This window comes from Paenibacillus sp., assembly GCF_048976745.1.
Classification (GTDB): domain Bacteria; phylum Bacillota; class Bacilli; order Paenibacillales; family Paenibacillaceae; genus Paenibacillus.
Map to the genome: position 1 here is coordinate 621,425 of NZ_JBHGUU010000006.1, position 11,980 is coordinate 633,404.

Genomic DNA, 11,980 nt, shown 5'->3' on the forward strand with positions numbered 1-11,980 from the left:
TGGTTTGAATCACTAAAACGGAAAAGAATTGTTATACGAAGGAGTGAGGGGTTATGCCCAAAACAGAGAAACGCTCCATGTCTTGGCTGCTGCGCTATCTAAAACCAGTCAAAGGACGGCTGGTCATGCTTTTGATCATGTTGCTAACATCAACGGGGCTTCAGCTTTTGAATCCACAGATTATCAAACGATTTATTGATACAGCTGCGAGTGGGGGAGTTCTCACCAATCTCATTCAGCTTGCAGGAATATTTCTGGTTGTTGCCGTGTTTAATCAACTCATCACGGTAGCGGTCAGTTATTTGGGGAATGATGTGGCCTGGCGGGCTACGAATCAACTGCGAGGAGATCTGCTGAAGCACTGTCTGCGTCTCGATATGCGTTTTCATAATGAGAAAACACCTGGTGAGATGATTGAACGTGTGGATGGTGATGTAACGAGTATTTCCAATTTTTTTGCGATGTTCATTGTGCAGGTGATCGGGAGTTTTGTTCTGCTGGCCGGAATTCTCGGGTTCATGTTCAGTGTGAATGTGCCTATTGCTATGGTCATGACCGTGTTCACATTGTTATCGATCCTGTTCATGGTCTTCATTCGCAATCTGGGCGTGGACTCTTCCAAAAATGAGCGGGCGGCAAGTGCTGCTCTGTTTGGATTAATTGAAGAACGTATTGCCGGGATTGAAGATGTGCAAGCGAATGGTCATGTGCCCTATGTGATGAACCGCTTTTACCGCACAATGCGCACGGTATTCCTTAAAGGAAGAAAAGCCTGGCTGCTTCGGGTTATCCCGTGGAATACCACTGTTGTTCTATTCGCTCTGGCGGTCACTGCGGTGCTTTTGCTGGGTGTGCATTATTATATGGAAGGTCTAATCAGTATCGGAACATTATTTCTGATCTACCAATATACGCAGATGCTGAATGATCCGATTGAGATGCTTGGAGATCAGGTACAGGAGTTCCAAAAAGCAAAATCAGGCATGCTGCGCTCCAGAGAGCTGTTGTCCATGCAGAGTGTGATTGAAGAGGGGACAGAGGAGCAATTGCCTGATGGACCGCTTGGATTGGAATTCAGTCAGGTACATTTCAGTTATAACCAGGATAAACCGGTGTTGCAGGACATTAATTTTGCGATTAAACCTGGTGAGCGTCTGGGAATCATCGGTCGCACAGGTAGTGGCAAATCGAGTCTTAGTCGTGTTCTCCTCCGCCTGTATAATCTGGATCGGGGGACGATCCGTGTAGGTGGGACGGATATCACAAAGCTTTCGTTACAAGCGCTCTATCGCCGGGTGGGCATGGTAACCCAAGATGTACAGTTGTTTGATGGCACGCTGCGAGATAATCTCACCCTGTTCAATGAGCATGTATCGGATCAGATGGTCAGGGAAACGACGGATCGTCTTGGACTAAGTCAATGGATCGATTCACAACCGGAAGGACTTGATACGTATCTGACAGCAGGTGGCGCTTCATTGTCAGCAGGGGAAGCACAGTTATTTGCCTTAACCCGCGTATTCCTGACCGAACCGAGTCTGGTTATCCTGGATGAGCCTTCTTCGCGACTGGATGCTGCGACCGAGGGCATGTTGCAATCTGCGATTGACGAGTTAATGAAACAATCTACCGGGGTCATTATTGCTCACCGTCTGGCTACGCTGGAGAAAGTAGACCGGATTATGGTACTAGGGGATGGCAAGGTACTGGAATTTGGAGCGAGAGAAGAACTTGCCAGTAACCCGGCATCACACTATGCCAGACTGCTCATTACAGGAAGAGAGGAGGAGTTGGCATGACTGTAGCAGGATTTATAGGCCGTTTATTTCGATTCAGGCCTTTGTTATTTGTAATCAACGGATTATTATGGTGTATATTTCATTCCTTGCCTTTAGCCACTGGTATCGGAATGCAGTGGTTCTTTGATCGCACGACAGTGGGGTCTGATGACTACATGTGGCTTGCTGTGCCGCTGATCTTTATTGCATTGGTCCGGATGGCAAGGGTGGGTACATTTTTTGTAGCATTCTATGCATGGGTTACGTATCTGTATCATGTGCAGGCGATTTTGCGAACCAACATGCTCGCAGCGATTATGCGCTGGCCGGGGCGTAATCTTCCAGCATCACCAGGGGAAGCGATGAGTCGCTTTCGGGATGATGTGGATGAAGTCGTCGAGTATGTCGAATCATGGGTGGACTTCTGGGGACGGCTTGTATTTGGTGTCGTGTCCATCGTCATTATGGCGAACATTAATTGGCAGATCACGTTGGTTGCTGTGCTGCCATTGGTGGTTGTGACCTTGCTCAACAACCTTTCCGGGAACCGGGCCCGGAAGTATGCTCAGGTTAATCGCGAAGCGACTGGGCGAATTACCAGTTTTATTGCGGAAACGTTTGGAGCTGTGCAAGCCCTGAAACTGGGTCAGGCGGAAGAGAACGTCTCTTCACGTTTTAACCAGTTGAATGAAGATCGTCGCCAGGCTGCACTGCGAGACAATCTGTTCAAGCAGTGGATGAGATCCATGAATCAGCATGTGCTCAGTATCTGTACCGGACTGATTCTATTGATGTGTGCTGCTGAGATGAAAGCAGGGAACTTTACCGTAGGTGATTTTGCCTTATTCACCAGTTATCTGGCTAATATCGGATTTAGCATTTCACTGTTTGGTTATATGGTGTTTCAGCACAAAAGGCTTAAGGTATCCTATGATCGTATGCGTAAGCTATTTCGCCCAGGGGAAGAAGACCAGATCATGGATTCGAGAGAAATCTACCTGTATGAAGATCCCCCGGAGCTTGTAAGTGAAGAGAGAGACCCCAAGGAGAAATTGCAAACGCTTGAGGTGAAGAATCTGACGTATCAATATCCGAATTCTGCAAATGGCATACAAGAGGTCAGTTTCCGTCTGAAACGCGGACAATTTCTGGTCATTACGGGACGGATTGGATCGGGTAAATCAACACTCGTACGAACACTTCTTGGACTGTTACCCAAGCAAAAAGGGGACATTCACTGGAATGGAGCAGCTGTGAATCCAGCCACCTTCCTGATGCCGCCTAGAGCAGCGTATACTCCACAAGTGCCTAGACTGTTCAGCGATACGTTGAAAGAAAATATCGTCCAGGGCAAACAGGGTAACATGGAGCAAGCGCTTGAAAAAGCCATTCGTCTGGCTGTGATGGATAAAGATATCAAACATCTGGATCAGGGGCTTGAGACCCCGGTTGGTCCAAGAGGGGTGATGCTGTCAGGCGGGCAGATTCAACGGGCGGCTACAGGACGCATGTTAATGACGGAGGCGGACCTGTTTATCTTTGACGATCTGTCCAGTGCACTGGATGTGGAGACAGAACAACAAGTATGGGAAGGGCTGTTCCAAGAGCCGGATGTCACCTGCATTGCAGTTTCTCATCGCAGGGCAGCACTATCCAAAGCAGATCATATTATCGTTATGAAAGATGGACGTATTGAAGCTGAGGGGAGCTTGGCCGAATTGCTCGCCACTAATGAAGAGATGCAGCTGCTCTGGCAAGGAGAACAGACTCCCGCCAAAGTCGGGTAGCTTTGCAGATTTAGAAAAAAAAGATAATACACAACCATGTAAAACGCAAAAAAAGCCTTACAGACGACTCTTTGAAAGAGTACAGTCTGTAGGGCTTTTTCGTTATAACGAGTGGAACGATGGAATATTTTTATCTCATCATTTGAGCAATCAGGGAATACGCAATGATGACCAGGAAGATAATAGTGATATGGTTAATGGAGAAGATAAACATCCGTTTGGACCATTTCTCTGTTTCTTTCTTATCAAAGGTAGCCACACTAAGAATGAGCCAGGCCAAGCTGACCAGAAATGCCACAATAGCGACAAATGGGCTCATCGGCCAGAACAAAAAGCTGGAGATCAGCAACAGGACCAGATACACATTGGTCTGAATGTATGTCCGTCTGATGCCTTTAACAACGGGCAGCATGGGAACACCAGCAGCTTTGTATTCGTCAAAACGACGAATCGCAATCCCGTAGAAGTGAGGCATTTGCCATAAAAGCATTGTAACGACCAATGCCCAGATCTCAAAATGACCCAGTTCAGGTGAAATGGCTGCCCAACCGATGAGCGGAGGCACAGCACCCGAAAGACTTCCCACTTCCGTGTTGTAGATCGTTGTGCGTTTGGTCCACATTGTGTAAGGGAACACGTACAGCAACAGACCCAAAATACCAAATACAGCAGCGGATGGGGAAGCGATGTACAGCATGATGCCCCCGATGATGGTGATTGCAATACCGAGAATTAGACCCGACTTGGTATCTACACGTCCTGTAACTGTAGGACGTTTCTTCGTACGTTCCATGATCGCATCGATATCACGATCATACAAGTTGTTAAACACCCCAGCAGCTCCAATAATGAGAGAAGACCCAATAAAGGAAAGGATGATTGGTACAATATTAGCTAAGATTGAAGCATCAAATACATATAAAGCCAAACTTAAACCCGCAAACATGGCGATCAGGTTGGACTTGATGATTCCGATTTTGATTGTATCGAAGAACACTTTCGGAATCGAGCTATACTCCAGACTGATATTGGTCTGTGAACCATTGTTCAATGTTTTCAAGAACTCACTTCCTATATCTATACTTATATATTATGTCGCTATTATACCATTCAATACACTATGTGATTTAATTAACGTTTTAGTATTTAAAATAATGTCATTTGATTGTGAACAATTTAAAAACAAGGTTTTTTTTAATTGTTAAATAATTATTTCTGTGTTACAGGAGAGAATCGGAAAATCCGGGGATACCAGCGATGTGAAGCTTGTTCTGTCATTATAGTGTAAGTGTAAATGTTCTTTTGTTCAACTCACACAGAATGGGTCGAAGAAGATAGATAAAGATATATGTTGCAAAATGCTTTGGATTTGTTTATTGTAGATATAAGATATCTTTAATAGACTTGTTCAAAAGAGTTTTTATAAATCTCCGAATTATTTTCTTTAAGAGAAAGCGGAGGTTATTTTTAAAGCATAATTAGAGATATTAAATATCTGGAAAGGGTGAATAATATGAATAATATGAACCAACTCTTGGATGTACTTATTATTGGTGGAGGACCGGCGGGGCTTAATGCAGCACTTGTTCTCGGCAGAGCACGTAAGAACGTTGTGGTCATCGATGATGAGACACCGCGAAACTGGGTCACAAGAGAGACTCATGGGTTTGTGACAAGAGATGGGGCTAGTCCACGTGAATTCCGTAAAGTCGCCAAAGAGCAGATTGCAGTATACCCTTCAGTTCAATTTGCATCCGATACGGCAACAGCTGTAACAGGTAGCGATGGTGATTTTGTAGTCAAGACAACTCAGGGGACAAGCTATCGTGCGAAAAAGATTTTGTTTGCAGTTGGTAAGAAAGATCTTCCTCTTGATATTAACGGATTAACAGAGGTTTACGGCAAAAGTGCGTTTGTGTGTCCATATTGTGATGGATGGGAGTTAAAAGACCAGTCGCTGGTCATCATCGTTAGTGGAGATAAGGCATTACATATGGCAAAAGTCATATCCGGTTGGACAGATCGTTATACGATCTGCACGAATGGATCAGATTCCTTAACCGATGAGCAGCGTGAAGAACTGGAACAGCATCATGTTGCTGTATTTGATGCACCGATTCAATCCATTAACTCGGAAGAAGGAATGGTAAAACAAGTTGTGCTAAATGACGGTACAGCGATTCCATGCACAGGCGTCTTCTTCCAGCCGAAACTGTTTACAGGATCAGAACTGCCGAGGGCCATCGGTTGTGAAATTACAGAGTCGGGGACGGTTATTGTTGATGCTTCAGGCAAAACATCCGTAGCGGGTGTATACAGTGCTGGTGATGCAGCATCCGAGATGTATCAGGCAATCACGGCTGCTTCTCTGGGGGCATTGTCTGCAGTAAGCATTAATAATGAATTGAATTTCGAGAAGTGGGATGAGCAAGTCATCAGTAGATTAAATGAATAAGCGTCATAGAACTATAGCGTCATCGGTTCATACAGTAGGGGATTGCATATGCAATCCTCCATTTGTAGTTTTTTTAACCTAAACGTTGAACGATTCCGATGAAAGGAATGCAACCGGGAGAAAATTTGATAATGAGCCAAAAATGATTTATTGTATTATCAAATGATACATATTACTATCAATTATACAATCATTAAAGGAGAGATCACTTATGAATGAAAGCACAGCAGCCATCCAATGGCTAACGAATACTTTGCTCCAAGCCGTACAGTTAAGAGGTGATCATCATGAGTGATGCAACTTACATTCCACAGCCCAAAATGTATGGCCCTCTTGGTAATCTGCCTTTGATTGATAAAAATAAACCAACGTTGTCGCTAGGCGTTCTGGCTGAACAGCATGGACCGATATATCGACTTACCGTTCCTGGTTATTCCGGTTTAATCGTATCTGGGCCAGATCTTGTCGCTGAGTTGTGCGATGTGTCCCGTTTTGACAAATTTGTATACAATGAACTCGAAAACGTACGTGCCTTTGGAGGCGATGGTTTATTTACAAGCAGAACATCGGAGCCCAACTGGAAAAAGGCCCATAACATTCTGCTTCCCACTTTTAGCAAACAGGCCATGAAAGGTTATCATCCCATGATGGTGGATATTGCCGAACAGTTGATCAACAAGTGGGCACGCCTCAATTCCAACGATACGATAGATGTTTCGGACGACATGACACGCCTTACGTTGGATACCATTGGACTATGTGGATTCAATTATCGGTTTAACAGCTTTTACAGACAGGACCACAGTCCTTTTATTGAAAGCATGGTTCGGGCATTAAATGAGGCTATGCAGAAGAGCTCACGTTTGAAAATTCAGAATCTGCTTATGGTCAAAACCAAACGACAGTTCCAGGAGGATATTCAGACGATGTTCGCTCTGGTAGATCAAATTATAGAGGAACGTAAAGCGAGTTCAGCACCTGAAGAGGTCGACTTGCTCGCACGTATGCTGAATGGCAAAGATCCGGAGACAGGAGAAATGCTGGATGATGAGAACATCCGTTATCAGATTATTACATTTCTTATTGCCGGACATGAAACGACGAGTGGTTTGTTATCCTTCGCTCTATATTTTTTATTGAAAAATCCGGAATCGCTTCAAAAGGCGTATGACGAGGTAGATCAGATATTGGTCAGTGACTCACCGCAATATGAGGAAATTCTTCAGCTTTCCCATATTCGCATGATTCTCAGTGAATCACTACGTCTATGGCCAACAGCCCCGGGATTTGATGTATATGCCAAAGAAGACACGGTTATAGGTGGCAAATATCCCCTGAAGAAAGGGGAAAGTTGCAGTATTCTTCTGCCTCAGCTTCACCGTGACAAAGAGGCCTGGGGAGAGGATGCGGAACTTTTCCGTCCAGAACGATTTGAAGATACGACGAAAGTACCTCACCATGCTTATAAACCTTTTGGTAATGGGGAGAGGGCGTGTATCGGCATGCAGTTTGCTTTATATGAAGCAACACTTGTGCTTGGCATGGTCCTCAAACATTTTGAACTGATCGATTACAGCAATTATGAATTGGATGTTAAACAGACGCTGACGTTGAAGCCGGGAGACTTCCGGATCCAGGTGAAAGCGCGCGCAGCTTCGCAAACGATGACTAAGGCTGCAGTATATGTCGAAGAGAAACTTGCTCCTGTTGTTCATCAGAATATAACAAGTGACAGCCAGACGGGAGATACCCTGGCCGTTAAAGCAGATACGAACTCATCGCTCCTAGTGTTATATGGTTCCAATCTGGGAACGGCTGAAGGCATTGCCAGAGAGCTTGTGGAGAAAGGTCGTTCGTATGGAATCCCAAGTGAAGCAGCCACTCTGAATGAGTGGGTTGGCCGCATACCCCGCCAGGGAGTCGTTCTCATCGTCACTGCTTCGTATAACGGTAAACCACCGCACAATGCTACAGCATTTGTTGACTGGTTGAAGGGAGTGGAGTCAGAGGACGCGCGGGATGTGAACTATGCTGTTCTGGGCTGTGGAGATCGGAGTTGGTCCGGGACGTATCAGAGCATTCCGCGCTTAATCGATGAGAGATTTGAAGAACTGGGAGGTAAAAGACTGTTATCCCGCGGTGAAGCTGATGCCGGAGGTGATATGGAGAAACAAGTTGAAGCGTGGCAGGATATGTTGTGGCCTCAGATATCGAATGCTTTGGGGATCAATGCGGAATTCGTGAAACCCTCCATACCAGGCACAAGCAGACTTCAAATGGAGATTGTCCGTGAGAAAACGGATATGCCACTTACACAAACTTATGGTGCCAGCTATTCTACGGTGGTAGTTAATAAAGAGCTTCAGGGGCCGGGAAGTGAGAGAAGCACACGTCACATCGAGGTGTTACTACCTGAAGGCATGAGTTATCGAGAAGGTGATCATCTCGGTGTGTTACCTAGTAATCAGAAGCAGAATATAGATCGGATACTCAATCGGTTCGGACTAAGTGGAGACGTTCACATCCAATTAACTTCAGACGTCAACCACCTTACACACTTTCCAATGAATCGTCCTGTGAAGCTACATGAGTTGCTCACTCACTGTGTGGAACTGCAGACACCTGTTACCAGAGCGCAGTTGCAGGAGTTAGCCAATCATACGGTATGCCCACCTCATAAGCGTGAACTGGAAGGCATGTTGAACGAAAACAGCTACAGGGATTATATTCTTGCCAATCGAATCCCCATGTTGGACCTGTTAGAAAAGTATGAGGCGTGTGAGTTGCCTTTCGAAAAGTTCCTTGAACTATTGCCTCCGCTTAAGCCCAGATACTATTCGATATCCAGCTCGCCAAGCCTGAATTCCGAGCAAGCGAGTATAACCGTATCGGTAGTAAAAGAGCCTGCATGGAGTGGCAGGGGCGAATACCTTGGAGTTGCTTCATCGTATCTTGCCGGTTGCTCATCCGGAGAACGTATACTGATGTTTATACGCACATCTGAATCCGAATTTGTTCTCCCGGAAGAGGCAGACGTTCCGATGATCATGGTGGGACCGGGTACGGGGGTTGCACCGTTCAGAGGTTTCCTCCAGGCGAGAGCTGTCATGAAACAGAGAGGTTTGCCACTGAGTGAAGCTCATTTGTTCTTTGGGTGCAGGAATGAATCAGATTTCATCTATCGACAGGAGCTTGAACAATACGAACAAGAAGGGATTGTTAAGCTACACACTGCTTTTTCTCGTGCTGAGGGCAAGCCTAAAACGTATGTACAGCATCTAATGGAGAAGGATTCCGAGCAGTTAATTCACATGCTGATGAACAAAGGAAGAATCTACGTATGCGGAGATGGAAGCCAGATGGCTCCTGCGGTGGAAGAGACTTTGCAGCAGGTGTATCAGGAAGTGCAGGGAGCAACGATGCAGCAAGCGAAAAACTGGCTCATTCAGCTTCAGGCCGAAGGGCGATATGTGCAAGATGTGTGGGCAGGTAACATGAAGTAGTAATAGAATAATGCTACTCATCCAAAAATAGCCGCTCGATCTGGAGTTTCACATCCACATCGGCGGCTGTTTAATTAGGCGCTTTGTAAGAACGAGTAAAGACTCTTATCTGGAATCCTGAATCGTTGCTGTACTGTTGTTGGCGCTCAGGGCGGAAATCGGATCGAAAGGAGGTCCTGTTATTGTACCAACGAGTAGTGCAATATCCACCGCATTGACCGGACTGCCCCATGAATTTCCAGAGAAGACCATAACGGCCCGGTCATTAACAAATCCTCTCGTATTATAAACAACATTGCTAATAACTTCTCCAGTCGTATTAGGGTTAAAATAGGCTGGTTGACGCAAGGAATAAAAAATATTATTTTGTACAAGCAAGCCGGTCATATTACCGATCTGGCTCACGAGACCACGATTGACAACCCAACCTGAAGAAGGGCCAGCTTGAGGAGGACCGAATATCGTATTATTTATTACGGTATGATTGGTTCCGCCTAATTGAATAAATTCAACAGCATAAGGGTTATCACTTGTAATCGTTAATCCGTCTACAGTTACTCCGCTTCCAATGATGGTGAAAGGGATAACAGCAGCTTGTAACAGGATGATTGTACTTGGATAACCTTTTAGCGTTATTCCTGCTTTATTAATGGTAATGTTCGCAGTGATTGGGTATGTGCCACCAAGAATATGAACGGTTCCTGTTGGAGATACCGCGGCTACACCTTGTTGAATCGTTCCAAAAGGACTGGCCTGTGTTCCATTTCCGCCCACCGAACCTTGTAAAACATATACATCAAAGGGATTGGGCTGGACTGTGCCCGTGGCTCCGGTTACACCCGTGGTGCCAGTAACACCAGTCGCTCCAGTTGGTCCAGCGAGGCCAGTTGCTCCAGTGGCACCTGTATTCCCCATAGCCCCCGTCACACCAGTCGCTCCGGTAGGACCCTCCGGTCCGCCAGATGGTCCTGTGTCACCCGTGGGACCTGAGTTTCCTGTCGCGCCCGTAACTCCGGTAAGTCCTGTGGAGCCGGTAATGCCTGTAACCCCTGTAGGACCTGTCAGACCCGTGTCACCCGTGGCACCTGTCGTCCCAGTTACTCCACTGATGCCCGTAGCACCTGTAACGCCTGTAATGCCCGTGACGCCTGTAACGCCTGTAACGCCTGTAGCTCCTGTTGCCCCAGTCGCTCCAGTAAAGTTCTCGCTACCAAATAATTCAGAATAAACAAGTCGATGAGCAGCAACCAAAGAGCCGGCGCTGTTTTTACCCCAAAAAGAAACATAATTATCTTCAGGAGCTGCCCCTGTAACTGTAATAACGTATTCGAAACTGTTTAGATCGGCAAAATAAGTGCGAGTAGCAACTGCACCGGGTAAGATTGAGAATTGTTCACTAACATACAACGTTCTACTTGTAATTAATGAATATCCCTGGACGAGTATAGTAGCTGTGTTCACGGCATTCTGGTTTTCAACTTTAATTGAAACGATCTGAGTTGGCCTTACCCCATTTACAGGGCTGTTCTCAATAGGGCCTGTTGACAAGACTGCCAATGTTATCACTCCTTTTCTCAAATAGAAATTAAGTGTAATTCACACTGATGTAAGTTTATTCGAGGACAAGGGAAAGTTCCCTAGTTTCTCGGAAAGAAATGTAATGAAGCTAATAATTAGAAAATGAAGATGATGTGATGACTCTCTTGTAAAAACGCTTTCAAATGTAAATATAAATTTTTGATTGACAGTACCGATCTCAACGAGTTTAATTATATAGACCGATTGTTATAATTATTTGAAGGAAGTGGCTTTCGTTGAGTGAAAAGTCTAATGCTAGAGAATCTATTGTCAGCACAGCAGCGAGACTGTTTTTTTCACAAGGATATCATGCGACCGGTCTGAATCAGATCATCAAAGAGAGTAGTACGCCGAAAGGGTCGTTGTATCATTATTTCCCGCATGGCAAGGAAGAGCTCGCGCACGAGTGTATTCAAAAAGCCAATGAACAAATCCTGCAGACATTTGAGAGAACATTTGCAGCCCATGACAATACAGGGGACGCCATTCAGAGATTTATTCATGATTTGGCTCATGAAACAGAATCAGCCGGCTTTACCGGATTTCTACCATTCAGCTTCTGGGCAGCTGTGGAGACATCTTGTATTAGTCAGCAGTTACGTATTGCATGTCAGGGTGTATTTGCAGATTGGCAGAATGTCATTAAGAAACATCTGATTCTGGATGGTGTTGGTGAAGAGAAGGCACGGGAGACGGCACTTCTGATCATTTCTTTGATGGAGGGAGCACTGATTATCAGCCTGACGAATCAGGATAAACAGCCTCTGCTGACGGCTGCTGAGTATTTGTCGGTTGTGACGAAGAACGCCAAACAGACTCAATAAGTTATATCAAGAGACAGAGAAAAAGAAAGTTTGATACGTTTGAGGAGGATGGGAT

Annotated in this window: 7 protein-coding genes; 5 read left to right on the forward strand and 2 right to left on the reverse strand. The window is 45.4% G+C overall.

Translation table 11 applies throughout. From position 1 onward, the window contains the following. The first annotated feature begins 53 nt into the window (after positions 1 to 53). Both ACE3K2_RS09550 and ACE3K2_RS09555 read left to right on the forward strand, forming a co-directional pair. On the forward strand, positions 54 to 1,799 hold the full coding sequence (locus ACE3K2_RS09550) for an ABC transporter ATP-binding protein (protein ID WP_421889224.1): 1,746 nt from the start codon (positions 54 to 56) through the stop codon (positions 1,797 to 1,799). Continuing rightward, positions 1,796 to 3,565, forward strand: coding sequence for an ABC transporter ATP-binding protein (locus tag ACE3K2_RS09555; protein WP_421889226.1), 1,770 nt, complete (start codon positions 1,796 to 1,798; stop codon positions 3,563 to 3,565). Before ACE3K2_RS09550 ends, ACE3K2_RS09555 begins: the two co-directional genes overlap by 4 nt. Positions 3,566 to 3,695: 130 nt before the next feature. Here ACE3K2_RS09555 and cyoE read toward each other — a convergent pair whose 3' ends face one another. Further along, positions 3,696 to 4,625, reverse strand: coding sequence for a heme o synthase (gene cyoE / locus ACE3K2_RS09560; protein WP_036608378.1), 930 nt, complete (start codon positions 4,623 to 4,625; stop codon positions 3,696 to 3,698). Positions 4,626 to 5,087: 462 nt separating this feature from the next. Between cyoE and ACE3K2_RS09565 the strand changes: the two genes are divergently transcribed. Both ACE3K2_RS09565 and ACE3K2_RS09570 read left to right on the forward strand, forming a co-directional pair. Continuing rightward, positions 5,088 to 6,020: an NAD(P)/FAD-dependent oxidoreductase gene (locus tag ACE3K2_RS09565; RefSeq protein WP_421891125.1), complete on the forward strand. Its 933-nt coding sequence runs from the start codon at positions 5,088 to 5,090 to the stop codon at positions 6,018 to 6,020. Positions 6,021 to 6,307: 287 nt separating this feature from the next. After that, complete coding sequence (locus tag ACE3K2_RS09570) at positions 6,308 to 9,523, forward strand: bifunctional cytochrome P450/NADPH--P450 reductase (RefSeq protein WP_421889228.1); 3,216 nt, start codon at positions 6,308 to 6,310, stop codon at positions 9,521 to 9,523. Positions 9,524 to 9,628: 105 nt separating this feature from the next. On the opposite strand, the gene ACE3K2_RS09575 is transcribed toward ACE3K2_RS09570, so the two are convergent. Further along, positions 9,629 to 11,080, reverse strand: a complete 1,452-nt coding sequence (locus ACE3K2_RS09575) for a collagen-like triple helix repeat-containing protein (RefSeq protein WP_421889230.1) — start codon at positions 11,078 to 11,080, stop codon at positions 9,629 to 9,631. A 257-nt stretch (positions 11,081 to 11,337) separates the two neighbouring features. On the opposite strand from ACE3K2_RS09575, the gene ACE3K2_RS09580 reads away from it, so the two are divergent. Next, positions 11,338 to 11,925, forward strand: coding sequence for a TetR/AcrR family transcriptional regulator (locus tag ACE3K2_RS09580; protein ID WP_421889232.1), 588 nt, complete (start codon positions 11,338 to 11,340; stop codon positions 11,923 to 11,925). Positions 11,926 to 11,980 lie beyond the last annotated feature (55 nt).

Excerpts from the sequence above, each read along its gene's own strand:
- ACE3K2_RS09570 (WP_421889228.1), top strand. The coding sequence starts at position 6,308 with ATGAGTGATGCAACTTACATTCCACAGCCCAAAATGTATGGCCCTCTT.
- ACE3K2_RS09550 (WP_421889224.1), top strand. The coding sequence starts at position 54 with ATGCCCAAAACAGAGAAACGCTCCATGTCTTGGCTGCTGCGCTATCTA.
- ACE3K2_RS09555 (WP_421889226.1), top strand. The coding sequence starts at position 1,796 with ATGACTGTAGCAGGATTTATAGGCCGTTTATTTCGATTCAGGCCTTTG.
- ACE3K2_RS09565 (WP_421891125.1), top strand. The coding sequence starts at position 5,088 with ATGAACCAACTCTTGGATGTACTTATTATTGGTGGAGGACCGGCGGGG.